This is a genomic window from Streptomyces sp. TRM70350 (assembly GCF_019219825.1).
Lineage (GTDB): Bacteria > Actinomycetota > Actinomycetes > Streptomycetales > Streptomycetaceae > Streptomyces.
Map to the genome: position 1 here is coordinate 108916 of NZ_JAHUXH010000012.1, position 24877 is coordinate 133792.

Here is a 24877-nt window from a genome sequence, read left to right on the forward strand (position 1 = left end):
CCCTGCTCACAGCCTCGGAAGCGGGGTGACATGTGCTGGAATGTCTTATTTGTCCTCCTGTTCAAAAAGCTTGCGCGCACGACTTCATGACGGTGTCCTCGCACTGTCACAGGCCTGTCACAGCGCACGTCCGCATGCGCGCCACGGCGCGTTGGGTCAGTACCCGGCGAGGGACTGCTCGGCCCAGATGGTCTTGCCGACGGGCGCGTGCCGGGTGCCCCAGCGCTGGGCGAGCTGGGCGACCAGCAGCAGGCCGCGCCCTCCCTCGTCGAAGGTCCGGGCACGCCGCATGTGCGGGGCGGTACTGCTCGAATCGGAGACTTCGCAGATCAAGGTGCTGTTCTCGTGAATCAGCCGCAGCTGGATGGGCGGCCGGCCGTAGCGGATCGCATTGGTGACCAGTTCGCTGACCATGAGTTCGGTGACGAAGGTGGCCTCGTCCAGTCCCCAGGCCGTCAGCTGGTCGGCCGTACGCCGACGGGCCTGGGCGACGACGGAGGCGTCGGACGGCAGGTCCCAGACGACGACCCGGTCGTCATGGAGGGCCCGGGTGCGGGCGACGAGCAGAGCGACGTCGTCCTCGGGACGGTGGGTCAGCAGACCCGTCAGTACCCGGTCGCAGACCGTCTCCAGCGTGGAGGCGGGACGGGAGAGGGCGGCGAACATGCCGTCCAGGGCGTCGTCGATGTCGTGTTCGCGGGTCTGGAGCAGACCATCGGTGTACAGGGCGAGGATGCTGCCCTCGGCGAGTTCGGTCTCCACGGTCTCGAAGGGCAGGCCCCCCAGCCCCAGCGGCGGCCCGACCGGGACGTCGAGGAGGTACACGGCGCCGTCGGGGGAGACCACGGCCGGCGGGGGATGGCCGGCCCGGGCGAGAGTGCAGTGGCGGGACACCGGGTCGTAGACCACGTACAGGCAGGTGGTGCCGATGCCCCCGGCGGCGTCCCCGGCACCTTCCGCCCCGGCCTCGTCGGCGGAGAGGTGGATGATGAGGTCGTCGAGGTGGGTGAGCAGCTCGTCGGGCGGCAGGTCGACGTCGGCCAGAGTGCGGACCGCGGTGCGCAGGCGGCCCATGGTGGCGGCGGCCCGCATGCCGTGGCCCACGACGTCGCCCACGACCAGCGCCACCCGTGCCCCCGACAGCGGGATCACATCGAACCAGTCGCCCCCCACGCCGGACTCGGTACTGGCGGGCAGGTAGCGGGAGGCGATCTCCAGGGCCGTCTGATCGGGCAGCGTCTGCGGGAGCAGGCTGCGCTGCAGGGTCATGGTGTTGGTGCGGTCCCGGCTGCGGCGGCGCGCGGTGTGGATGCTGACGGCCGCTCTGGTCGTGAGCCGCTCGGCCAGCCTGAGGTCGTCCGGCTCGAAGGGCTCCCGGCGCTGATGACGGCCGAAGAGGGCGAGGCCCAGGGTGATACCGCCGGCCCGCAGCGGCACCGTCATCATCGAGTGGGTCCCGTACTCGCGGATCCAGGCCGCCCCGTGGTCCTGGGCCACCCATCGGGCGATCACCGGGTCGTTCGTCCCGTACACCGCGCCACGGCCCGTGGCCAGGCACTCGGCGGGCGGCGACAGCGGCGGATAGACCGTCGTCCCTCCGACCCCGACCGGGGACTCCAGGCTTCCTTCGAGGACCGACCGCACAGCGGTACGGCACAAGGTGACCGGTTCTGCCGCCGGGCGGGCGGGTGACTCGTCGCCGCGCGGGGGAGGGTCGAGCAGATCGACGACCACGAAGTCGGCGAGCCGGGGGACGACGACGTCGGACAGTTCCTGGGCGGTGCGGGCGCTGTTCAGGGTGGTGCCGATGCGGGCGTCGGCGTCGTGCAGCAGGGACGTCTGCTGCCGGGTCCTCTCCAGTCCGGCCCTGTCGTGCGCGGCCAGGCACACGGCCCGCACCTGGCCGTCCGGGTCCCGCAACGGGGCGAGCGAGGTCGCCCAGTCGTGCTCCGCGCCCGTACCCGAGGGACGGGTGAAGGCGCCCACATGCTGCGGCTCCCCCGTCTCCAACGCCAGGCGCATCCTCTGTTCGGTCGCGTCGCTCACGGGATCGGGCGCGATGTCCGGCAGACGCAGGCCGCGCATCACGGCCTCGGGGAAGGACAGCGCGCGCTCCATCCCGGCGTTCGCCCGTATCAGCCGCAGGTCCGTATCGAAGATCGCCAGGAGACAGGGGGACTGGGTGAACGCCCATTCCCTCAGGGATTCACTCAAGGGTGTGCGCGGCCTGCCCGGCACGGGGGACACCACGAGCCACTTGGCCGCCCCGCCGGTGGACGTCGCGCGGTGCGTGAGCAGTCGTACGTCCATCCGGTGGCCGTCCCGGTGCCGCAGCGCCACGGTGCCGCTCCACCGCTCCTGCCGGGGCGGGGCCCGCCGCGCCGCATCGCTGACGACATCGGCGAGCAGGCGGGCGGCGGGGAGCCCTATGACCTCGGAGGTCGCGTAGCCGAGGAGTCGTCGGGCACCTTCACTCCACCCGATCACGATGCCCTGCTCGTTGATGGTGGCCGCGGCCGTGTCCGCCGACTCACGCTCACGGGAGGGGTCCGACTCCTCCGGCGGCTCACTGGGAGGGATGGGAAATCGTTCCATCGCCGCTCATCTCGCCCTCGCTCGTTCCTTGCCCCGCTGTCCCCACGGGAACCGCATGCGAAAGGGCTCCACTGACAAGCATGATTTAGCGGGGCCGGGAGCACCAACGCAGCGCTGTCACGCGGGCGGACCGGGGCCCGGCCGGGCACGAGGACCAGGGCGAGGACCGCGTCGCCCGCCTGCCACACCATCGCGCGGCGCCGTCCGCCGAGGGCGGGCGGCCAAGGCCGAGGATCACGATCCGGCGCGGCGTGGCGCCGAAGAGGCCGCTCCTGTCGGCCATGACCGCGGCTTCCTTCAACGCCCAGGCAGCGGCCATGACTTCGGGCCGCTCCTCCGTACCGAAAGGGCGCGTTCCCCAGGGGAGAGGACGTGGACCGCGACACGGGGTACCGCGGCGGCCGAGACGGTCTCGCACAGGTCCCCTCCGACCGGCTCCGGCGCGACGGCTGCGGCGATGTGATCGGCGGTGTGGCCGAGGGAGACGTTCACGGCGGGCACCGCCCCTCCGGCAGCGCGCGGACGACGCGCTGTTCGGCGGTCACGCGGCGGGGGCCCTGCCCAGGTGCCGCAGCTCGTGCGCCAGCGTGGTCACGGCGTGCCGGATCTGGTCGGGCGAGTGGTCGCAGGTGATGAAGAAACGCAGCCGGGCCAGTTCCTCCGGTACGGCCGGGTGGAGGACGGGGCTGACGCTGATGCCCTGCTCGAACAGGGCCTCCGCGAGCCGCAGTGTCCGCGGCGAGTCCCCGACGACGCACGGGACGATCGGCGTGCCGTGACTGTCACCGGTGGGGACGCCCGCCTCGCGCGCGAGGCCCGCGAACAGCGCGGAGTTGGCGGAAAGCCGTGCCACGCGCTGGGGCTCGGCACGCAGCAGCCGCAGGGCGGCCAGGGACGCGGCGGTGTCGGCCTGGGGCATGCCGGCGCTGTGGACGAAGCCCGGAACGGTGTACCCGAGGTACTCGACGACCGAGCGCTTCGCGGCGACATAGCCACCGCCGCTCGCCAGCGCCTTGGACAGCGTGCCGGACCACAGATCCACGGCTGGGCGGTCGATGTCGGCGTACTCCCCGATGCCGCGCCCCGTCGCACCGATCGTTCCGATGCTGTGCGCCTCGTCGATCATCAGCAGCGCGCCGTGCCGGCGCTTGACCTGGACGAGGGCGGGCAGGTCGGCGATGTCGCCGTCCATGCCGTACACGCCCTCGACGACGACGAGCACCCGCCGGTACTGGTGGCGGACCTGTGCGAGGAGGGCGTCGAGGGCGGCTGCGTCGTTGTGCGGGAAGGGCCGCCGGGTCGCGCCGGAGAGCTTGCACCCCTGCAGGATGCTGTCGTGGGCGAGGGAGTCGTGGACGACCAGGTCGCCCGGCCCGACGAGATGCCCGATCACGGTGACGTTGGTGGCATGCCCATGGGGCAGAGTGATTGCGGCTTCGCACCCGAGCAGGTCGGCGAGGTCGGTCTCCAGCTCCCCGTGGAGGCGGCGACTGCCGGACAGCGACCGGCTGGCGGACACCGATGTGCCACAGCGATCGATCGCCTCCTTGGCCGCCTGGGTGACCTCCGGGTGCGTCGCCAGGCCCAGGTAGTCGTAGCTGGAGAAGGACAGGGGATCCCGGCCGTCGACGACGGTCGTGTCCGCCATGCCACCTTCGTGGACGAGGACGTACGGATTGCGCAGCCCCGTCCGGGCGAGCACGGCCATGCGCTCGCTGTGGGGTGACTTCGGGGAAGCACTCGATCCGCGTCTGCTCTTCCGGCCGCGGGGCGGCGGCCGAAGCGGCCGTCTCAGGCCGGGCCGTACGTGAGTCGGCGGACGGTGGGACGGCATGCAGGTGGGCGGGCGGCGACGCCGGGGCAGCGTCGTCGTGGCCGTCGCCCCGTCCGGCGACGCCTGCCGGTGCGGCGTCCACGGAGCCGCCCGCGACCAGTGCGGCGATGCTCCCGACGGTCGGCCGGTCAGCGGCCCTCTCGACATCGAACGTCCCCAGTGGCCACTGCCGCCTGAGCGAGGTGAACAGATCGGTCAGCATCAACGAGTCGAAACCCAGATCGTCGACCAGCAGCTGGTCGCCGCGCAGATGACTCACCGGAAACGCGCTGATGCGGGACACGTGTGCGAGCACGGCGTCGGTGACCTCGTCGACGTCCCCGGTCGGCGAGGGCTCCTCGACGGCCGGTGCGCGAGAAGCGGGCACGCCGGCGGGGGCAGGGATGACCGCGGAGGCGGGCGCACCGGCGGTTCCGGCCGCCGACGGGGCGGTGATCCGTGCGGCGGCGTTCTGTGCGGCAAGCGCCTCGGTGAGACGGGTGAGCAGCGTGACCTGCTGCCGAGCCAGCTGGACCAGTTCGTTCAGCGGGTCGTTCGTCGGGGCCTCCTCGGGCGGTGCGGGCTGGGCCGGGAGGGAAGCGGCGGTGGTGTCCTGCTGCGCGGGGCCCCGGCCCGGCACCCAGGAGGACTGGGTGCCGAGCCGCGCCACCGGCAGGTCCAGCAGCCTGCGGTCTCCCTCGGGAACCAGGGCGCGCGGGTCGACCGCGGCGCCCAGGACCGCGAGCCGCGCGAGGGCCAGCACGAAGCCACGTCCGCGGTCCGCCTCCACCCCGCCCGCCGGGACGACGTGAACGTCGTCGTGGCCGGTGAGATTGCGGCGAACCGCGGCGAGGAGCGAGCCACCCCCGGTCACCTGGAGGAAGACGCGGGCGCCCTGGTCGTAGGCGGTCCGGACGGCGTCACCGAAGTGGACCGGCGCGGACGCGTGACGCGCCCACAGCTCGCGCAGCCGGTAGGGGTCGGTACAGACCGCCGCGTCCACACACGAGACGAACGGCAGGACGGGGCTGCCGATGGGACGGTCGGTGAGGTCCGCCCGCACGGCCCCTTCGGCGGAGGCGAGCCGCGGCGAGTGGAAGGCGTTCGACACATCGAGCGCCGTCGTGACGATCCCCGCCTCGGCGCAGACGTCCCGCAGGGCGGCGAGCCCCCGCGACGTACCGCTGACCACGACCTGCCGCGGCTCGTTGAAGCAGGCGAGCCACACGTCGTCGATGCCGTTCATGAGCCGACGGCAGGTCTCCTTGTCGCCGCGCACGGCGAGCATCCCGCCCCGCGGCCCGGTCTCGGCCCGCCCGAGGGCCGCGCCCCGGTGGACCAGAAACCGGACGGTGTCCTCGTCGGTGAGCGCTCCGGCCGCCGCGGCCGCGGCGAACTCTCCGACGCTGTGGCCGAGGGTGAGGTCGGGAGTGACGCCGCAGTCGGTGAGCAGGCGGGTAGCGGCGATCTGTACGGTACCCAGCAGTGGCTGGCACACCTCGGTGGCGGCGAGCCGCCGCCTGCGCTCCTCGCAGTCGCCATCGGTCGCCGCGCCGTGGAGCAGATCGGTGAGGTCGACGCCGATGTCCCGCCGGACCAGGGCGCCGAGGGCGTCGACGGCCGCCCGGAAGCCGGCGAACCTCTCGTAGAGGTCCTGCGTCATGCCCGGCCGCTCACCGCCCTGACCGGGGAAGAGGAAGGCGATGCGGCGCCGCGCGGACGGCAGGGGAGCGTCGGCGGCGAAGGCGCCGTCGCCGAGGTCGCCCCGGGCGCCGTCGGCGAGTTGCCGACGGGCCCGACGCAGCCGCTGGGCGAATTCGGCCGTGTCGGCGGCCACGATCGCCAGGCGGGCCGTCAGCGGCTCACGCGACCCCAGGGTGTGGGCCAGTGCCGCGATCGGCGCGCCGGGCGCGTGCTCCACGGCGTCGAGTACGTCGCCCAGGTGCCGGTCCAGCAGCTCGGGGTTACTCGCAGAGAGCAGCACGAGGTGAGGTCCGGTGTCTTCGGTACGTACCGATGGGCGGCCGACGGCTGGGGCGGGCCGCTCCTCCAGAACCACATGGACGTTCGTGCCGCCGAAACCGAACGAGCTGACAGCGGCACGCCGCGGGGTGCCCGCGCCCGGCCAGGGCCGTGCGGTGTCGGCGAAGCGCAGGCCCGTCGCGGAGACGCCCAGGTCCGGATGGGGGGTGGTCTCCGGCTGCGGCACGATGGTGCGGTGATGGACGACCAGCGCCGTCTTGATCAGGGCCGCGATGCCCGCGGCGGACAGGGAGTGCCCGATGAGGGCCTTGCCCGAGGCGAGGTAGCACAGACCGGGGTCGTCGTCGGGGTACTCGGTGCGCAGCAGGCGCAGCGCCTCGACCTCGGCGCGGTCGTCGGCGGCGGTGCCGGTGCCGTGGGCTTCGAGGAAACCCACGGACGAGGGGGGAACACCGGCGTCGTCATAGGCCCGGCGCATGGCGCGCAGCCGGCCTTCCGGGGTGGGGGCCGGCGGTGCCGGGCTCGCGCCGTCGTTGGCGGAGCCGATGCCCTTGATCACGGCATAGACACGGTCCCCGTCGGCGAGCGCGTCGGACAACGGCCGTACGACGACGGCACCGGCGCCCTCGCCGAGCACGAAGCCGTCGGCCCGCTCGTCGAACGGGCGGCACACACCGGTGGCGGACAGCGCGCGCAGCTCGGAGAAGCCGAACAGGCTGTCGGGGGTGAGATTGAGGTACACCCCGCCGACGACGGCGATCCGGCAGGTGCCCTGGCGCAGATGGGCGATCGCCACGTCGAGGGCGACCAGCGAGCCGGAGCAGGCGGCGTCGACCGCGAGGCTCGGCCCGCCGAGGTCGAACTGCCGACTGACGGTGCCGGCCGCCATGTTGAGCGGGCTCCCGGGCAGGGTGAAGGCCTGGACGGGGGCCGTCATGAGGTCCTTGCAGTCGGACACCGACATTCCGAAGAAGACCCCGGTGTTCTCCCGGTCGAAGTCGCCGCGGCCCAGCCCCGCGTCGTCGAGGGCCTCACGGGTGATGTCCAGCATCAGCCGGTGCTGCGGATCCATGGCACGGGCACGAGCGGGCGGCACCCCGTAGTGCAGGGCGTCGAAACGGTCAACGTCGTCCAGGAAGGCGACCCGGTCGGTGTCCGCGGCATGGGGGGCCGAACGGCTTCCGGATGTGTGAAAGGTCCCGTGGTGCCACCGCTCCCTCGGCACGGCGGAGAACTGCCGTTCCCCGCTCATCAGGAGCTTCCAGTACGAGCGGATGTCGGGGGCGCCTGGGAAGCGGCAGCCGAGTCCGACGATGGCGATGTCGGTCATGACGCGTCTTCCTTGTCGAGGTGCCTGGGTGGGACCACGGCCTCCGTTGCGTCGCTCAGCTGCTTGATCCGTGCTCTGAGCTGTTCGCCCTCGCCGTGCACGTGCGTGACCAGCATGGCGGCGCGGCGCAGGTCCTCGCCCGCGCTCCGGGCAGTCGGTCCGTCCACGGAACCGCTGCGGGCCTCCGCCACGGCGGCGGCACAGCTGGAGTCGGAGCGCGCATCGTCGTACCCCTGAGTCTTCAGCCTGCCGGTCGCTTCCGCACCGAACACGACGGACAGCAGTGCACGACGGGACATCGGGGCCTCCGATCCGGATGGCGTTTCGTTCCTGCTCTTTGCGCAGGCGGTCGATTGCCACCGTGCCCGGAGGGGCGATGAGGTCGTAGTCCCGGCTGTTCGTTACTTGACAGGTGCCGGTGGTGGCCGTACGTGGCCCAGGGGCGGTCGGCGGGACCGGATCGGTGACGCGGCTGGACGCACAGGCTGAAGCGGGTCACTCGGCGGGGTTGTCGTTGCCGTTGTCGGGGTTGGGCTCAGGGTTGCCGTTGCCGTTGCCGTTGCCGTTGCCGTTGTCGGGCTGGGGCTGGGGGGCGTTGTTGTCGGGGTCGGGTTGCGGGGAGTTGTCGGTTGGGGGTTGGGGGGTGTCGGTGTCGGGGTTGGGTTGCGGGGTGTCGTCGGTTGGGGGTTGGGGGGTGTCGGTGTCGGGGTTGGGTTGCGGGGTGTCGTCGGTCGTGGGCTTGGGGGTGTCGGTCGTGGGCTTCGGAGTGTCGGTGGTGGGCTTGGGGGTGTCGGTCGTGGGCTTGGGGGTGTCGGTGGTGGGCTTGGGGGTGTCGGTGGTGGGCTTGGGGGTCTCGGTGGTCGGCTTGGGGGTGTCGGTGGTGGGCTTGGGAGTGTCGGTGGTGGGCTTGGGGGTGTCCTCGGTCGGGGGCTTGGTGGTGGTGGGCTTGGGGGTGGGGGAGTCGTCGGGCTTGGGCTTGGGATCCTTGTCGGTCTTCGACTCGCGGTCGCCCTTGCCGGGCTCGGTGTGCGGCGACTCGGTCGCGGGCGACTGTGTCGGCGGCAGTGGCCAGTGCCTGGGCGGGGGAGCGGTCTTCTCATCACGGGCGCCGTGGTCCCCCGGGTAGCGGCGGACCCAGTCCCGTTCCTCCGCGTCGAAGATGACGAACTCCTTGACCTTGGTGGGCGCGCGGTTGACGACCACGACGTTCTGCGGCCGGTACCCGGACCAGGCGGTCCCCTTCTGCTGCGGTGTACCTTCCTGGGCGATCGCACGGCCGAGCGGATTGCCACAGGCGCAGCGCATCTTCGGCGCTCCGTAGCCATCGACGAGGACGGCCGTGCCGGCCTGGAGCACCGCCTGGTAGCTGGTGGATGCGCCGTCGCGGTAGCCGTGGTTGGTGACGCGGGTGTCGGAACGCAGCTGTAGCGGCGTCAGCGAGCGCAGATAGCCGGGGACGGCGGACTCCCGGATGTCCAGAACCGAGGCGAAGGCCTTGGTCTTGGCTCGGTCGGCGGTCAGATAGCGGACCTGCTTCTCCACGTCGCAGCTGGCGGTGTTGTGGCTCCCGCCGTACAGGCCGGGTTCCGATCCCGTCACACTGCGGATCGCGTTCGCCTTGCTGGGAGGCGCGCTGGGCGTGGCAGCCGGCAACGACGAGGTCGTGTTCGCCGTCGACTCGGTGTAGGGATCCGGCCCGGTCGCGTTCGCGGGCTGCAGGATGACCTCACCGGCCTGGGCCGGTCCGCCAATCGGGCGGGTGAAGAAGACGGTCAGACCCACAGCGGCGATCAGGGCGGTGATCGCCGCGATCCGCGGCAGGGACCGCCACCAGGGGCCATGCTCTCCGCCGCCGGGTCGCCGCTTCGGGGGGCCTGGGCCACCCGGGCCACCCGACCCCCCACCGCCGGTCGGCGGAGGCGGCGGCGGAGGAGGAGGTCCTGCCGGTTCGCTGGAAGGGCCACCGGCGAGAGGGCCGGAGGGCGGGCCAGTGGGACGCTCTGGCAGTGGTTCCGAACTCACAGCTTTCCCTCCCGCCGGCGCAGAAAATACGCAGATCGAAGGGTTTGTTAAATATTCACCCACATATTGTGGGTATGAACACCTTTCGTGCCTATTGTGCGCTCCGGTGTCGTAGGGCCCCAAGTGCGCCGGGTCATCGGGACTCGCGCGGCCAGTCCACGATCTCCGTCGGCGTCGCCGGAGCCTCGTCGGCGGACGGGGCGGACGAGACCGCATAGGTGTCGATGCGCGTGCCGTCGCAGTACACCCACCGCTCCTGCTCGGCGTCGTACAGCCACGCCGCGTCCCCGTCGATGACCATCCCGGCCCGCAGCCCGCGGGTCCGCTGCCGGAAGGTCTCACCGTCCGCCTTGCCTGCCGCCATGTCCTCCATGGCCAGCCAGTAGCGGCCGAGCGATTCCTTCACCCGGGCCAGCAACGGGCGCGGGTCGGTCGTGCGGGTGGGCGGTGCTCCGGCCATGGGCGGGCTTTGGGGCACGGGAACCAGCAGGCGGCCGTCGACCCAGGCCGACCAGCCGTTGTGGCACACGATGCGTCCCCAGTCGCCGCGCCGTTCCGTCAGCTGGACGGGCAGGAGTGGGTCGAGCGGCACGGTGGGCCGGGACACGTCGGGAGTCTCCCAGGCGGCCAGTCCGTCATGGGGTACGACGTGCGTCGGAACGAAACCGGTGTCGGGGGCGGCCATGTCTTCCGCTTCCGTTACTTCCGTATGAGCGGCATCGCGGGTTGCCGGGAGACCCGGGAGCCACGGAGGACGATGTCACCGGAGTCGGCTGTGCGGACCGCTCTCCCATGTCTGGAATCCTAGCTTTCTGTACTTTTTGCCGCCCGGCGGGCCAGGTGTCCGCCGGGTCGTGTGCCCGTCTCCTGGAGGGCCTGGGCAGTGGGTCGTCAGAGATCGAGTCGGTGGGAGATCACCTGATGCGTCGGCAGGTAGCCCAGGCTGTCGTTGATGTGGCGCATGGGCGCGTTGCCGGCGGCGGTGTCGGTGGTCAGGCCGTCGAGGTCGGGGTGGTGCTGACGGGCGTGCCGGATCGACTCCGCCTTCATCCACCGGCCGAGGCCGTGCCCGCGGTGCTCGGGCAGCACGCCGGTGCCGTAGTGCTGACCATCGCCCTTTCCGCCGCCGGGAACGACCAGTTCGGTGAACCCGGCGATCGAGTTGTCCGACGTGTCGACCGCGACGACGGTGTGCAGCAGGTCGCCGCGCTGCTCGATGATCCGCGCGGCGGCCCGGACGCGCTCGACGTCCCAGGTCACCGGGACGTGGTCGGCCTCGTCCATGGGCATGTCGTCCATGGCCCGGCGTGCGGCGGCGAAGGTCTGTGCGAGGTGGCCGGGGACGCTGCCCTGCCATGACTCCAACCGGTAGCCGGGGTGCGGCTGTTCGACGATCCCGGTGAGGGCGGCGATGTCCGCACTGGCCAACGTGAGTCGCGCGTACGTCAGTGTGAGGACCTTGCGAAAGCCGCTCGCCGCGAGGAAACGGTCCCCGGCCGAACCGGCCTCGGCCTGCGCGACAACGTGCCGTCTGCCCTCCTTCCGGGCGGCGGCCACAACCGTCTTGAGCAGCCGCGAACCGACACGGTTGCGCCGCTCGGCCGGATGAACGTTCAGCTCCAGCTCGCCCTGGTGCTCCTGACCGGGGCCGGTGGGCAGGCGCAGGAACGCCGAGCCGACCGGTGCCCCGCCCGCCTCGGACGCCAGCCATGCCAGACGGCGGCTGAACGGGCCACGGTCGGGGTCGGTCAGGGGGGTGATGCGCATCGACAAGGTGTCTCCGTCATGAGGGCGGTGAACGGCCGGGGAAAAATAGCTGCTCCAGCCAAGCTCTGCAAAGGGATTTGGGGGTCTCGGGGTCTCTGTGCGTGTGACACCGACCCTCACTTGCCCGTCACCCGGGACACACCGGAGCCGGACTGACGGTGGGGCGGGCTCGCCCACCTTGTCCTGCCCACCCCGCTGCAGGATCCGCCCAGCCCACGGGTGCCGGAGGCTGAGCGGCCACCCCCGCTTCAATCGCTCATTAGGTTAGGCTAACCTTCCGGGGTGCGAGCTGGTGAAGAGACCTCCGGGGCCGTGAGTCCACGCGGTCATGAGCTGTCGGCCACGGACGTGACCGTGGCGTACGACGGTGTCGATGTCGTGCACGGCGCGTCCTTGAGGCTGCGGCCCGGCGAAGTGACCGTGCTGGTGGGCCCGAACGGCAGTGGCAAGTCGACGCTGCTGCGCACCCTCGCGCGGCTGCAGCGGCCCAGGACCGCCGAACTGGTCATCGACGGCGACACCGACGGTCTGGCCCTGACCCCCCGTGAGTTCTCGCGCCGCGTGGCCCTGCTGACGCAGGGACGGCCCACGCCGAGCGGGCTGACCGTGCGGGACGTCGTCGAGTTCGGCCGCTACCCGTACCGGGGCCGCTGGGGCAGGAAGGATCCGGACGGCCGGGCGGCGGTGGAACGCGCCCTCGCCCTGACCGGCGTCGCGGAGCTCGCCGACCGGGGTGCCGAGCACCTCTCCGGGGGCCAGCTCCAGCGCGTCTGGCTCGCCGGGTGCCTGGCCCAGGAGACCGGCGTACTGCTCCTCGACGAACCCACCACCTACCTGGACCTGCGCTACCAGATCGAACTCCTCGACCTCGTCCGCGACCTGGCGGACGACCACGGGATCGCGGTCGGCGCCGTCCTGCACGACCTGGACCAGGCCGCGGCCGTCGCCAACCGGGTCGTGCTGCTCCACGAGGGGCGGATCATCGCCGACGGCCTGCCCGAGGACGTACTGACGGCACAGCGGCTCACCGACACGTACGGCATCCGTATCGAAGTCGACACCGACCCCCTGACGGGCCGGCTGCGCACCCGCGCCATCGGCCGACACCACACGCGAAGCGAAAGGCTCAGCACCACCTCATGAGACGCCTCCTGATGACCGCGGCGGCCGCCACCGCCGCGGCGCTCACCCTGACCGCCTGCGGGACCACCGAGCCCGCCGCCGACGACACCGCGCAGCAGACCGGCGAGCGCGTCACCCTCACCGACGCCTCCGGGGCCAAGGTGGAGCTCGACGGCCCGGCCAAGAAGGTCGTCGGCACCGAGTGGAACGTCGTGGAGAGCCTGATATCGCTGGGCGTCGACCCCGTCGGTGTCGCCGACGTCAAGGGCTACAAGACCTGGGACACCGCGGTCCCGCTGAAGAACGAGCCCAAGGACATCGGCACGCGCGGCGAGCCGAGCATGGACACCATCGCCTCGCTGTCCCCGGACCTCATCGTCGCCACCACCGATCTGCCGGCGTCCGCCGTGAAGCAGCTGCGCGAGGTCGCCCCGGTCCTGGAGGTGCGGTCCGCCGACGCCGCCGACCCGATCGGGCAGATGACCGAGAACCTGGACCTCATCGCGCAGGCCACCGGTACCACCGAGCAGGCCGCCAAGCTCAAGGAGCAGTTCGACGCGAAGCTCGCCGAGGGCAGGAAGGCCCTCGCCGACGCCGGACTCGCCGGCGCGAAGTACGCCTTCGCCGACGGCTATGTCGTCTCCAACCAGGTATCGATCCGGCCGTTCACCAGCGGCTCCCTCATCGGCGCGGTCAACGAGAAGCTCGGCCTGAAGAACGCCTGGACCGTGGAGGGCGACAAGGACTACGGGCTCGGCTCCACCGACGTCGAGGGCCTCACCAAGCTGGGCGATGTGCAGTTCGCCTACATCGGCAGCGACGGGGACAAGAACAGCACCCCGTTCACCGGCGCCCTGGCCAAGGACAAGGTGTGGACCTCGCTGCCGTTCGTGAAGAAGGGCAACGTCCACCGGCTGCCCGACGGCATCTGGATGTTCGGCGGCCCCGAGTCGATGGAGCAGTACGTCGACGCCGTCGTCAAGGCCCTGACGAAGTAACCGCATGGCCGTCACCGCATCCGCTCCCCCCACCCGTCCGTCGGCGGCCACGTCCCGGACGGGCGCGGCCGCGGTGACGGCCGCCCTGGTCCTGCTGGTCACCGTCCTCGCGATCGTGGACCTCACGCAGGGCACGGCCGCGGTCGGCGCGCCCGAGGTGTGGAAGGCGCTCACCGGCCGGGCCGATCCGGCCGACGCCTCCGTCGTCATCGCCTCCCGGCTGCCCCGCATGACCGCCGGGCTCCTCGTCGGGATCGCGCTCGGAATGGCGGGCGCCGCCCTGCAGGCCGTCAGCCGCAACGTCCTCGCCTCCCCGGACACGCTCGCCGTCAACGCCGGGTCCTACCTGGCCCTCGGGCTGGCCGCCGCCACCGGCGTCTCGCTTCCGCTCATCGCCTCCTCCGGCGTCGCGTTCGCCGGCGGCCTCGCCGCCGCGGCCGTCGTCCTGGGACTGTCCGGCCCGGGCACGGGCACCGTCCGTCTCGTGCTCGCCGGCAGCGCCCTCACCCTCGGCCTCACCGCCGTCACCGAGGGACTGCTCCTGCTGTTCCCGCGGCAGACCGAGGGCCTCTACCAGTGGAACCAGGGCAGCATCGCCCAGAACGGGTTCGAGGGCGTGCTGCAGATGGCGCCGGTCGGTGTCGCCGGACTCGTCGGGCTGCTGCTCCTCGCCCGGCGGGTCGACGCCATGGCGCTCGGCGACGACGCCGCCCGCGGCCTGGGCGTCCGGGTCCGCGCCACCAGGGTCACCGTCGTCGTGTTCACGGCGCTGCTGTCCACGGCGGCCGTCACACTCGCCGGCCCCATCGGCTTCGTCGGCCTGTGCGCCCCCGCGCTCGTCCGCCCCCTCGCCCGCAGGTTCCGCGCGCTCACCCGGACACGGGCGGGCATGCCGGTCGCGGGCCTCGTCGGTGCGGCGCTGGTGCTCGGCTCCGACGTGCTGCTGCGCGCCGTCGTACCGGCGGACGTGGCGGTCGCCGTGCCGACCGGTGTCGTCACCAGCCTCGTCGGCGCCGTGTTCCTGATCGTGATGGCCACCCGGGTCCGGGACGGGGCCGCCGCTGCCGCCCCCGACCGGCTGCGCATCAGGAGCCGGACCGTCTTTCTGACCACCACAGCCGTCCTCGCCGCCGTGCTCGTCGGCGTGACGATCGCCGCCGTGCTGCTGGGCGACAGCAAGCTGCTGCTGGGCGACGTGGCGAACTGGGCGCAGGGCCGGGCGGGCCGGACCGTCTCCTTCGTCCTCGACACCCGGGTGCCCCGGGTCGTCGCGGCGCTCCTCGCGGGCGCCGCCCTCGCCCTGGCCGGGACGCTCGTCCAGGCGGTGACCCGCAATCCCCTGGCCGAGCCGGGTGTTCTCGGTGTCTCCGGCGGAGCCGCACTCGGCGCCGTGCTCCTCGTGACGACGGTGCCCCTGGCCGGTTCGTGGAGCGTGGCCGGTGGGGCGTTCGCGGGCGCCGTGGTCAGTTCCGTCCTCGTCTTCGGACTCGCCGCGCGCGGCGGGTTCCAGCAGAACCGGCTCGTCCTCGTCGGGTTCGGCGTCGCCACCGGGGCAAGTGCCTTGATCAGCCTGCTCATCATCCTCACCGACCCGTTCAACGCGACGAAGGCGCTCACCTGGCTGTCGGGCTCCACCTACGGCCGGACCCTGCCCGACGCGGCGCCTCTCGCGGCGGTCCTCGCCGTCGGCGCGGCCGTTGCGGTGCTGCGGCGTACGGAGCTCGACCTTGTGTCGCTCGACGAGGACACCCCCAGGCTCCTGGGGCTCGACGTGGCGCGGGGGCGCCTGGGCTTCCTCGTCCTGGGCGTTCTGCTCAGCGCCACCGCCGTGGCCGCCGCGGGCACGATCGGCTTCGTGGGCCTGGTGGCACCGCACGCGGCCCGGGCCCTCGTGGGCCGGCAGCACGTCCGGGTGGTGCCGGTGGCGATGCTCCTCGGCGCCGTGCTCGTCTGTACCGCGGATCTGGTCGGCAGGACCGTGATCGCGCCGGCCCAGCTCGGCGCCGGCCTGATGACGGCCGTGATCGGGACGCCGTACTTCCTCTATCTCCTCGTCCGCAGCCGCTGAGCGCTCCGCGGGAAGTGCCGCGATGGGCCGCCGATCGTCTGCGGGCCCGTCGGGCCGTCCGCGCCGACGCGGCGGAGCCGCACTTCGACACAGCCTCGCGCCCCTGCACGGGGCTGCCGAACCGCGCGGGATTTCAGCCGGGCCCGCCCGGCTTTCGCGGTCGGCTCACCGGTGCTGCGTTCCGCGGTGCAGCTTGCGGCGGAGCACGGGGTTGTCGAGCCGTGCGGGATTTCAGCCGGGCCCGCCCGGCTTTCGCGGTCGGCTCACCGGTGCTGCGTTCCGCGGTGCAGCTTGCGGCGGGCGACGAGCTCGATGGTCAGGGCCACGGAGAGCGCCTCGACGGCCAGCAGCGCGATGAGCACGAAGAGCTGGACGGCCCCGGCGAGCACGGGGGAGGCGCCGGCCAGGAGCATGCCGACGAACGCGCCCGGCAGGGTCACCAGGCCCACGGTACGGGTCTGGTCGAGGGCGGGCAGCAGGGCGTCCGACGCGGCGGGCCGGATCACCAGGAGGTGGGCGTCGCGCTCCGGCAGGCCCAGCGCCAGGGCGGCTTCCACCTCGCCGTACCGCAGGGCGAGTTCGTCCAGCGCGCGGCGTCCGGCGAGCACCGTCGCGGTGAGCGCGCCGCCGATGAGGATGCCGCTCACCGGGACGATCGCGATACCGGGAAGGGGAAGCAGCCCGGCCAGCACCAGCCCGGCAAGGACGGGCAGCACGGGGACCACGATGGGCAGGGCCGTCCACCACCAGGTGCCGTTCGGCGTGACGCGCCGTCCGGCGGTACGGGTGGCGACGGCGGACATCAGGAGCAGGAACCCGAGCAGGGCCGCGGTGTGGCGGACGGCCCAGCCGACCACCAGGGACACCGCGGCCAGTTGCACGGCCGCCCGTACGCCCGTCACCACGACCTCGCGGGCCCGCCCGTAGGAGTCGTCCGGGGACAGGCGGAACACCGCGACCACGGCGGTGGCCGCGACCACCAGGACGACGAGGGCCACGGCGAGCGCCGTGCCGACCGGCAGCAGGGTCTCCGCAGCGAGGTGACGCACGCGTCGCCCCTAACCCTGGGCGTAGTCCGCCCTCGCGGTGTCGGCGCCGCGCCGCGCCAGGAGGGAGTCGCGGATCTCCCCGGCCCGTACGGCGGTCGTGGACAGCCGGGTGGAGGTGAGGCCGTGGGTGTGTTCGGTGCCGCCCTGGAGGTAGATGTCGGCGGTGACGTTCGGGGCGGTCACCACGCGATGGTCACGGCCGACCCGGAGGGCGTCCTCCTCGTCGCGCAGACAGAGTTTGGCGAGCTCGCCGAGGTGGTCGCCGATGCCCCGGGGTCGGTAGCCGGTCGCGTAGACGAGCAGATCCGAGGCGATGACCTCGCGTTCGCCGGTCGGCAGGAACTCCACCGTCATCCGCACGTCGTCCGCGCCGGCCTCGACCTCGCGGATGCGGGAGACGTTCATCATCCGCAGCCGCTGCCTGCCCTGGACCCTCTCCTGGTACATGGTCCGGGACAGCGCCTCGATCAACTCCATGTCGACCACCGAGTAGTTGGTGCCGCGGTGGTAGTCGAACAGGGACCGTTTCACCTCGTGGGGCGCGCCGTAGTACAGGTCGACGGCCTCGGGATCGAAGATCCGGTTGGCGAACGGGCTGTCGTCGGCGGGGGTGTAGCCGTACTTGGCGAACACCGAGCAGATCTCGGCGTGGGGGAAGGTGCGGTGCAGGTAGTCGACGGCCTCGGCGGCGCTCTGCCCGGCGCCGAGCACGACGGCGCGGCGTACGGGCGCGCCGGAGCGCACGAGTTCGTCGACCCGGGGCAGCAACTCGCTGGTGTGCCAGATACGTTCGGACCGTACGGCGCCGGGCGGCAGGTGCGGCTCCAGGCCGGTGGCGACGCAGATGCCGCGGGCCCGGCGGACCGTCACACGCTCCGGGGCGGCCGGATCGCGGCTGGTGACGTCGAAGTACCGGACCTCGCCGTCCTCGGTGACGGGTCGTACGGAGACGACCTCGGCGGAGTACTCGACGAGCGGGGCGACCCGGCCGGCCGCCCACTCGAAGTAGTCGTGGAACTCGATGCGCAGGGGGAAGAGGGGCTTCTGGTTGAGGAAGTCGACCAGTCGGCCGCGTACGCGCAGGTAGCACAGGAAGCTGAAGTCGCTGGTGGGGTCGCGCATGGTCACCAGGTCCTTCAGGAACGACACCTGCAGGGTGGCGTCGTCGACGAGCATGCCGCGATGCCAGCCGAACCGAGGTCGTTTTTCGAGGAACAGGGCCCGGAATCCGCCGTCTTCGCGTGAGGTCGCGCTGTGGTCCTGGAGCGCGATCGCGAGCGCAAGATTGGACGGTCCGAAGCCGATGCCCAGAAGGTCGTGGACGGAATCCGGCCCGCTCTGCAGTGTCGTCACCGCTTCATCGCCTCCCCTGAAGGGGGGACACAGCCTCCCCCAAGCAGGCACATGCTAGATAAGGTAAGCCTTACCTAGCAATGCCTGAGGAGGCTCACATGCGGGTCGTCATGTTCGGCTATCAGACCTGGGGACACCGGACGTTGCGGGCGCTGCTCGACTCCCGGCACGAGGTGGTCCTGGTCGTCACCCACCCGAAGAGCGACCACGCGTACGAGAGGATCTGGAGCGACTCGGTCGCCGACCTCGCCGAACAGCACGGTGTGCCGGTGCTGTTGCGCAACCGGCCGGGCGACGACGAACTCCTGCGCGCGCTCAAGGAGTCCGAGCCGGACATCATCGTGGCGAACAACTGGCGTACCTGGCTGCCCCCGGAGATCTTCGACCTGCCGCCGCACGGCACGCTCAACGTCCACGACTCGCTGCTGCCCGCCTACGCCGGATTCTCGCCGCTGATCTGGGCCCTCATCAACGGCGAGAGGCAGGTCGGGGTCACCGCCCACCGCATGGACGCCGAGCTCGACATGGGCGACATCCTGCTCCAGCGCGCGGTGCCGGTCGGGCCCACCGACACGGCGACGGACCTGTTCCACCGCACGGTCGACCTCATCGGCCCGATCGTGACCGACGCGCTGGACCTCATCGCCTCCGGCAAGGCGGTGTGGACGCCGCAGGACCGCTCGCGCTCCAGCTTCTTCCACAAGCGGTCCCTGGAGGACAGCCGGATCGACTGGACCTGGCCCGCCGAGGACCTGGAGCGGCTCGTACGGGCCCAGTCGGACCCGTACCCGAACGCCTTCACCCATCACCGCGGCGAACGCATCCGGATCGTCTCGGCCGCCGTCTCGCGGGGCCGCTACGGGGGCACACCGGGGCGGATCTTCATCCGCGAGGGTGACGGGGTGGTCGTCGTCGCCGGGGCGGAGGCGCGGTCCGGTCGCCTGCCCGGTCTGGTGGTCCGACGGGTGCGGACCGACGACGGCACGGAGTACGCCGCCACCGACTACTTCCGCACCATGGGCGGCTACCTGACGGACCGTCCGTGAGTGAGCGGCAGGACGCGGACCGGTGACCTGCCGGTCGGTCCGGCTTGTCGTCCGTGAGCGTGGTTGCGGGTGTCGAGGTGTGGGCCGGTCGCCTGCCCGGTCTGTGGTCAGGTGGGTGCGTCGGGAGCGACTGCTTGTGGGCGATGGGCGGTTGTCCGACGAGCCGTCCGTGAGGGAGCGGTGCGGACCGGTCGGTCCGGCTCGTCGTCCGTGAGCGTCGTTGCGGGCGTCGAGGCGTGGCCCCGTCGCCTCCCCGGGCCTGTGGTCGGGCGGGGGCGTCGTGAGTGACTGCTTCTGGGCGTTGGGCGGCTCTCTGACGGGCCGTCCGTACGACGGAGCCCCGGGCCGGTGTCAGCCCGTCGTGCCCGGGACGGCGGCGGTGGCCTCGTGGTGGCGGCCCATCGGAATGACCATCGGCGTCCGGCTGACGGGGTCCTCGCCGACCACGCACCGCAGCCCGAAGACCTCCTCCACCATCGCGGCGGTGACGACCTCGGCCGGTGCGCCCCTCGTCCCGACGCGGCCCGCCTTCATGGCGGCGACGTGATCGGCGTACCGGCACGCCTGGCTGAGGTCGTGCGCCACCATCACGACGGTGCGGCCCTGATGCCGGTTGCCAGCCGAGCGCGGCCTGCGCCTGGAACTGCCGGCCGTGGGCCATGAGGTAGTCGGTGGCGCTGGTGCAGATCCAGGCGATGCCGACGCCGACGAGGACGATCCGGTAGCCGGTGGTGCCGCGTTTCCACGCAGCACGTACACCAGCAGCGCGGCCGTCAGCGCGCCGAGCAGTCCCAGGGCCTGGCGCCCGCGCCGGTGTCCCAGCCGAGGACGATTCCCGCGACCACCGCCGTCCCGGCGCCCTGGGTGATGCCCATCATGTCGGGGCTGGCGAGCGGGTTGAGCGTCATGGTCTGGAGCAGGGCCCCCGAGATGCCGAACGCGATGCCGCCGAGCAGCCCCGCCAGGGCCCGCGGCAGGCGCAGTTCATGGACGATCAGCCGGGTTCCGGGATCGCCCGCGCCGACCAGGGCCCGCATCACGTCGATCAGCGGCAGGTCGATGTCCCCGATGGCGGTCTCCACGCAGAACGCGAGGAACGCGGCGGCGGCGAGGACCAGGCACACGGCCACCAGCCGGGGCCGCAGCACCCCGGAGACGGGCGGCACGGCGAGCCGGAACGGGACGCGGCCCGCGGAGCGGGGGACGTCGATCCGGTCCGCCGGGTCTCTCCGGCCCGCGCCGGGCGCGAGGTCGGTCGTCATGGGCTCACGGCTCCGTGCGCGGCTCGTCATGGGCCCACCGGGGCAACGCCCGCAGGCCCTGGAAAGCAGCGAGGGACGCCGAACGTCACGGCTCCTCCTCGGTCTCCCTGCGGGCCTTCGCCGCCCGCCGCAGCCGGTGGTGACGCGTCGGGGCCTGTCCCGCGACCACGTCGCCGACCATCGTCCGTACGACGTCCTGCAGCCGGTGCAGTGCGTGGTGCCGGGCGGGCCCCGCGCCCGGATCCTCCCGCAGCTCCTTCAGCAGCGCCCCGCACAGCACCAGCATGACGACCACGAACGGCAGCGCGACCAGGATCGTCGCCGTCTGGAGCGAGTTCAGCCCGCCCACCACGAGCAGCACCGCCGCCACGGACGCCATCAGCACACCCCACGCCACCACGAGCCACGACGGCGGGTGCAGCGTGCCACGGCTGGTGAGGGAGCCCATCACCAGCGACGCCGAGTCGGCACTCGTGACGAAGTAGGTCATGACCAGGACCATCGCGACGAACGACGTGACCGTGCCGATCGGCAGCGCGTCCAGCATCGCGAACATCGCCGCCTCGGCGCCGTCCGCCACATCGCCCCCGAGGTCCGCCTGTCCGGTCGACTCCAACCGGAGCGCCGTACCACCCATCACACAGAACCAGACGACGGTCGCACCGCTCGGCACCAGCAGCACACCGATGAGGAACTCGCGGATGCTCCGGCCGTGCGAGATACGGGCGATGAACGTCCCCACGAACGGCGCCCACGACAGCCACCAGGCCCAGTAGAAGATCGTCCAGGAGCCCAGCCAGGACCGGTCGGAGAAGGCGCCGGTGCGTGTGGCCATCGGCAGCAGGTCGTTCAGATAGCCGCCGACGGACGCCGGGATCACATCCAGGATGTAGACGGTCGGTCCGAGCAGGAAGACGAACACCATCAGCGCGGCCGCGAGCACGATGTTCAGCGTCGACAGCCATTTGATGCCCCGGTGCAGACCGGAGAAGGCCGAGACCACGAACGCCGCGGACAGGGCCCCGATGATGATCAGCTCTGTGTTCCGGGTGGCGTCGATCCCCACCGTGAGGTCGAGCCCCTCGGCGACCTGGAGTGCCCCCAGGCCCAGGCTCGTCGCCGTACCGAACGCGGTCGCGAAGACGGCGAGCAGATCGATCAACCGGCCCGGCCACGACGCCGCCCGCCGGGCCCCGATGAGCGGCACGAACGCGGCACTGAGCCGGTTGCTGCGGCCCTTGCGGAAACCGGCGTACGCCAGGGCCAGCCCCGCGATCCCGTAGATGGCCCACGGGGTGAGCGTCCAGTGGAAGAAGGAGTACTCCAGGGCCGTACGCGCGGCCGTGTCGGTCTGGGCGGGCACACCGCTCGCCGGGGGCGGCGCGAGATAGTGGGTGAGCGGTTCGCCGACGCCGTAGAACATCAGGCCGATGCCCATGCCCGCGCTGAACATCATCGCGATCCAGGCGAGGTTTCCGAACTCCGGCTCGATGTCGTCCTGGCCCAGTCTGATCCGGCCGAACCGGCTGAACGCGATCACCAGGCACAGGACCAGGAACACGTCCGCGGCGACCACGAACAGCCAGCCGAAGTTGTCCAGGACCCAGCCCAGACTCGCGGAGGAGACGCTGTCGAAGGACTCGTCGCCCAGCCAGGCCCACAGGACGACGGCGACGACGGCGGCCATCCCGATGCCGACGAGGGTGCGGTCGGGCGTCCCGCTGTCGGGAGCGCTGGACGGAGGCCCCGGCCGAGGCTGATCGATCGGATCCGTGCTCATGACACCCCACTATGGTGCGGCATCTCGGCACAACGCCGGGCGGCGCGCCGCCCGGCCCACGCGTTGGGGGCCCGCCGACGGTCCTGGACGAGGGCCGGTTCTTGCTCCGCGCCGGGAACTCCCACGACGCGCGGGACGACTCCTGATGTGCCAACCGAACTGAACATCAAGGGAGTTGAACGGGCATGGATGCCGAGCTCGGAAGGAGTCGGCGCGGAGTGCTGCGCGGCGCGGTGACGGGTGCGCTGGGGGCGGGCCTGGCGGTCGCCACCGGGGTGAGCGGCCCGGCGTTCGCGGCAACCGACGGCCGGTTACGGGTGGCCGTGCTGCTGTACGACGGGTTCACCGCGCTGGACGCGGTGGGGCCGTACGAGGTGCTGTGCCGGGTGCCGGACGTGCGGGTGACCCTGGTGGCCCGCGAACGGGGGCCGGTGCGTACGGACACGGGTGAGCTGGAGCTCGTGGCGGAACGCGCGATGCGGGACGTCCGCAGGGCCGACGTGCTGCTGGTGCCCGGCGGCGGTGAGCGCGGAACCGTGGCCATGATGGAGGACACCGCCGTCCACGAGTGGATCCGCCACATCCACCGCCGCTCGACCTGGACGACATCGGTGTGCACCGGCTCCCTGATCCTCGGCGCCGCCGGACTGTTGCGCGGCCTGCCCGCCACCACGTACTGGGCCTCGCGCCCGTATCTGAAGGAACTCGGCGCCACCTACACGCCCGGGCGGTTCGTCGAGGCCGGGAAGATCATCACGGCGGCCGGGGTGTCCGCCGGGATCGACATGGGGCTGTATCTCGCCGCCCGCCTGTCCGACGAGCACGTGGCGCGAGCGATGCAGCTCGCCGTCGAGTACGACCCGGATCCTCCGTACGACACCGGCAGCCCCGAGAAGGCCGACGAGGCGACGGAAGCGCTGGCACTGAAACTGCTCGCGGACGCGGCGCGTTAGCCGGACCCTCGCCGCCGCGATCCCCGGGAACCAGCCGCCTTTTCCTTCCGACTGCTGTGGGGGAGCGAGGAGGTGGCATGGACGGACTGGACGTCGTGATGCGCGCGGTCGCCTGCCGGCACGGCCGTGTGGAGGCCATCCGGGACGTCGACCTCGACGTCGCGGCCTGGCCCAGCCGCTCGTGTAGGCGTAGACCAGCGCCGGGTTGGCGGCGGCCAGGTGCTCGTGGTCCAGGCCGAGCTGGGCGGCCTTGCCGGGCGCCCAGTTGTGCAGGAAGACATCGGCCTGCGCCGCCATCTCGCGCAGCCGCTCCCGGTCCGCCGCGGCCTTGATGTCCACCTCGACGGCCTTCTTGCCCCGGTTCAGCGCCAGCCAGCGCGCCGAGATCCCCGAGCAGGCGGGCGGCATGCCCCGCAGCGGGTCACCGCCCGGCGGCTCGATCCGGACGACCTCCGCGCCCAGCAGCCCGAGGAGATGGGCGGCGAGCGGCGCCTGGATGCGGCGGCCCGCCTCCAGGACGGTCAGTCCGGCCAGCGGGGCGTCCACCGGTGCCGTCGTGCCGGAGTACGACGCCATGTGCACGGCCAGCTCCCAGGGCGGCGCGTCGTCGTACTCGGCGGCCCGCCGCGCGAGCGACGACAGCGGGCACACGTGCGTCCCGGAGCCGTCGGCGGCCTCCCGGACCCGCTCCCAGGGGCTCGCCCGCACGATCTCATGCAGTACGGGCGGGAAGGGCGCGCAGGCGGTGGCGTACCGGAACTGGAAGGGCCGCCAACCCCGTCGTATCGCCTCCTCGGGCGCTCCCAGCGCACGCCAGAACGCGGCCCAGGCGCCCGGGGTCGAGCGTCTCCAGTTCGAAGAGGGTGCCGTCCGCCGCGGTGAAGGGCGGTCCGCCCGGCGTCAGTTCGGCGGCCTCGCCCTCCTCGGCCCCGGCGGCGGCCAGGTACTGCGCGACGGCCAGCGACCCGGCCCGCTCCGCGCTCACCTCCGCGCCGTGGACGCGTCCGCCACGGGCCTGCGCGAGCAGTCCGGCCAGCAGTGCCTGCACGGTGTACGCCGGTGGCGGTGGCCGCGTAGTCGACGGCGAGGCCGCGTGGGCCGCCGTCGCGACGGCCGTGCACCGCCATGATGCCGGTGGCCGCCTGCACGGTCGCCTCGTCGACGACGCCGTCCCCCCACGTCGTACGGGCGGTGACCGCCCCCGCCCCGGACTGCCGCCCGGACAGGGCGAACCGGCCACCTGGACGGCCGTCGCCCGTGGCGCCCAGCAGCCGCAGATGCTCCGCGACGAGACCGTCCGCCGGACCGGGCGGACCCGAGGTCTCCACGCGCAGCCCCTCCAGCGGGCGGGCCGTGCGCAGGGTGACGGGTGTGGCAGGAGTTGCCATGCCTCTCCTTCCTGACGCTCGGGAACCCGGGGCGGTCGCCCCCGACCGTTCCACGACAAGAGCAGTCGGACCGGCGAGGGCCGGAGTTCCCACAGGAGCGGAGGAAACTGGTGCGAGTGACGCAGGGTGAGCCTCAATGCCCGCCGGACATCGCGGAGTTGCGGCAGCGGGTGGCGGACTTCGTCCGTGAGCGGGTCATGCCCCACGAACCCGTGCTGGACGCGGGCGGGCCGGAGGCGAGCGCCCTGCTGGCCCGGCTCCGGGAGGACGCGAAGGACGCCGGACTGTGGGCGTTGCCGCATCCCGCCGAACTCGGCGGGCAGGGGCTGCCGTTGCGCTCCTACGCGC

General features: G+C 72.4%; 14 protein-coding genes and 5 pseudogenes. 6 read left to right on the forward strand and 13 right to left on the reverse strand.

Annotated features, from left to right (window positions below; all coding sequences use genetic code 11):
- Window positions 1-156: 156 nt before the first annotated feature.
- The 7 genes and pseudogenes from KWI83_RS20095 to KWI83_RS20125 all read right to left on the reverse strand — a co-directional run bounded on the left by KWI83_RS20095 (window position 157) and on the right by KWI83_RS20125 (window position 11516).
- Window positions 157-2595, reverse strand: a complete 2439-nt coding sequence (locus tag KWI83_RS20095) for a SpoIIE family protein phosphatase (protein WP_218515748.1) — start codon at window positions 2593-2595, stop codon at window positions 157-159.
- A gap of 541 nt (window positions 2596-3136) precedes the next feature.
- Entirely contained in the window at window positions 3137-4576 is a 1440-nt protein-coding gene (locus tag KWI83_RS20100) for an aminotransferase class I/II-fold pyridoxal phosphate-dependent enzyme (protein ID WP_308122121.1), read from the reverse strand.
- A gap of 697 nt (window positions 4577-5273) precedes the next feature.
- Window positions 5274-7721 (reverse strand): annotated as a pseudogene (locus KWI83_RS20105) (type I polyketide synthase); the annotation flags it as partial.
- Complete coding sequence (locus tag KWI83_RS20110; protein WP_218515847.1) at window positions 7718-8020, reverse strand: hypothetical protein; 303 nt, start codon at window positions 8018-8020, stop codon at window positions 7718-7720. The pseudogene KWI83_RS20105 and the gene KWI83_RS20110, both read right to left, overlap by 4 nt.
- A gap of 196 nt (window positions 8021-8216) precedes the next feature.
- Entirely contained in the window at window positions 8217-9503 is a 1287-nt protein-coding gene (locus KWI83_RS20115; RefSeq protein ID WP_218515750.1) for a DUF6777 domain-containing protein, read from the reverse strand.
- A gap of 373 nt (window positions 9504-9876) precedes the next feature.
- Complete coding sequence (locus KWI83_RS20120; RefSeq protein ID WP_218515751.1) at window positions 9877-10428, reverse strand: hypothetical protein; 552 nt, start codon at window positions 10426-10428, stop codon at window positions 9877-9879.
- A gap of 206 nt (window positions 10429-10634) precedes the next feature.
- A complete protein-coding gene (locus KWI83_RS20125; RefSeq protein WP_218515752.1) occupies window positions 10635-11516 on the reverse strand; it encodes a GNAT family N-acetyltransferase in 882 nt (293 codons plus the stop codon).
- A 276-nt stretch (window positions 11517-11792) separates the two neighbouring features.
- Between KWI83_RS20125 and KWI83_RS20130 the strand changes: the two genes are divergently transcribed.
- The 3 genes from KWI83_RS20130 to KWI83_RS20140 are packed head-to-tail and all read left to right on the forward strand — an operon-like array spanning window position 11793 to window position 15698.
- Window positions 11793-12653, forward strand: a complete 861-nt coding sequence (locus tag KWI83_RS20130) for an ABC transporter ATP-binding protein (protein ID WP_218515753.1) — start codon at window positions 11793-11795, stop codon at window positions 12651-12653.
- Window positions 12650-13630, forward strand: coding sequence for an iron-siderophore ABC transporter substrate-binding protein (locus tag KWI83_RS20135; RefSeq protein WP_218515754.1), 981 nt, complete (start codon window positions 12650-12652; stop codon window positions 13628-13630). Before KWI83_RS20130 ends, KWI83_RS20135 begins: the two co-directional genes overlap by 4 nt.
- Before the next feature lie 4 nt (window positions 13631-13634).
- Window positions 13635-15698 carry an iron ABC transporter permease gene (locus KWI83_RS20140; protein ID WP_218515755.1) on the forward strand — a complete coding sequence of 688 codons (2064 nt, stop codon included), beginning with the start codon at window positions 13635-13637 and terminating at the stop codon, window positions 15696-15698.
- Window positions 15699-15961: 263 nt separating this feature from the next.
- Here the strand turns inward: KWI83_RS20140 and KWI83_RS20145 are convergent, their stop codons facing one another.
- Together KWI83_RS20145 and KWI83_RS20150 are read right to left on the reverse strand one after the other, a co-directional pair.
- Window positions 15962-16747, reverse strand: a complete 786-nt coding sequence (locus KWI83_RS20145) for an ABC transporter permease (RefSeq protein WP_218515756.1) — start codon at window positions 16745-16747, stop codon at window positions 15962-15964.
- 9 nt (window positions 16748-16756) lie between these two features.
- Window positions 16757-18100 (reverse strand): lysine N(6)-hydroxylase/L-ornithine N(5)-oxygenase family protein, encoded by a 1344-nt coding sequence (locus KWI83_RS20150; RefSeq protein ID WP_218515757.1) that lies wholly within the window; start codon window positions 18098-18100, stop codon window positions 16757-16759.
- A gap of 98 nt (window positions 18101-18198) precedes the next feature.
- Here KWI83_RS20150 and KWI83_RS20155 point away from each other — a divergent pair, with 98 nt between their 5' ends.
- The gene (locus KWI83_RS20155) at window positions 18199-19146 is read left to right on the forward strand and encodes a methionyl-tRNA formyltransferase (RefSeq protein WP_218515758.1); all 948 of its coding nucleotides are present in this window, start codon (window positions 18199-18201) and stop codon (window positions 19144-19146) included.
- A 351-nt stretch (window positions 19147-19497) separates the two neighbouring features.
- Here the strand turns inward: KWI83_RS20155 and KWI83_RS20160 are convergent.
- From KWI83_RS20160 to KWI83_RS20170, 3 genes and pseudogenes are all read right to left on the reverse strand, one after another.
- Window positions 19498-19761 (reverse strand): annotated as a pseudogene (locus KWI83_RS20160) (ABC transporter ATP-binding protein); the annotation flags it as partial.
- A 1-nt stretch (window position 19762) separates the two neighbouring features.
- Window positions 19763-20408: pseudogene (locus KWI83_RS20165) on the reverse strand (iron chelate uptake ABC transporter family permease subunit); the annotation flags it as partial.
- 85 nt (window positions 20409-20493) lie between these two features.
- On the reverse strand, window positions 20494-22188 hold the full coding sequence (locus KWI83_RS20170; RefSeq protein ID WP_218515759.1) for a BCCT family transporter: 1695 nt from the start codon (window positions 22186-22188) through the stop codon (window positions 20494-20496).
- Between the two features lie 185 nt (window positions 22189-22373).
- On the opposite strand from KWI83_RS20170, the gene KWI83_RS20175 reads away from it, so the two are divergent.
- A complete protein-coding gene (locus KWI83_RS20175; protein ID WP_218515839.1) occupies window positions 22374-23141 on the forward strand; it encodes a DJ-1/PfpI family protein in 768 nt (255 codons plus the stop codon).
- Between the two features lie 168 nt (window positions 23142-23309).
- Here KWI83_RS20175 and KWI83_RS20180 read toward each other — a convergent pair.
- Window positions 23310-24529 (reverse strand): annotated as a pseudogene (locus tag KWI83_RS20180) (CoA transferase); the annotation flags it as partial.
- Between the two features lie 197 nt (window positions 24530-24726).
- Here KWI83_RS20180 and KWI83_RS40340 point away from each other — a divergent pair.
- Window positions 24727-24846, forward strand: a pseudogene (locus KWI83_RS40340) (acyl-CoA dehydrogenase); the annotation flags it as partial.
- Between the last annotated feature and the right edge of the window lie 31 nt (window positions 24847-24877).

Coding starts and splice junctions, on each gene's coding strand:
- KWI83_RS20095 (WP_218515748.1), bottom strand. CDS start 2,595: ATGGAACGATTTCCCATCCCTCCCAGTGAGCCGCCGGAGGAGTCGGAC.
- KWI83_RS20100 (WP_308122121.1), bottom strand. CDS start 4,576: ATGTCGAGAGGGCCGCTGACCGGCCGACCGTCGGGAGCATCGCCGCAC.
- KWI83_RS20110 (WP_218515847.1), bottom strand. CDS start 8,020: ATGTCCCGTCGTGCACTGCTGTCCGTCGTGTTCGGTGCGGAAGCGACC.
- KWI83_RS20120 (WP_218515751.1), bottom strand. CDS start 10,428: ATGGCCGCCCCCGACACCGGTTTCGTTCCGACGCACGTCGTACCCCAT.
- KWI83_RS20135 (WP_218515754.1), top strand. CDS start 12,650: ATGAGACGCCTCCTGATGACCGCGGCGGCCGCCACCGCCGCGGCGCTC.
- KWI83_RS20140 (WP_218515755.1), top strand. CDS start 13,635: ATGGCCGTCACCGCATCCGCTCCCCCCACCCGTCCGTCGGCGGCCACG.
- KWI83_RS20155 (WP_218515758.1), top strand. CDS start 18,199: ATGCGGGTCGTCATGTTCGGCTATCAGACCTGGGGACACCGGACGTTG.
- KWI83_RS20170 (WP_218515759.1), bottom strand. CDS start 22,188: ATGAGCACGGATCCGATCGATCAGCCTCGGCCGGGGCCTCCGTCCAGC.
- KWI83_RS20175 (WP_218515839.1), top strand. CDS start 22,374: ATGGATGCCGAGCTCGGAAGGAGTCGGCGCGGAGTGCTGCGCGGCGCG.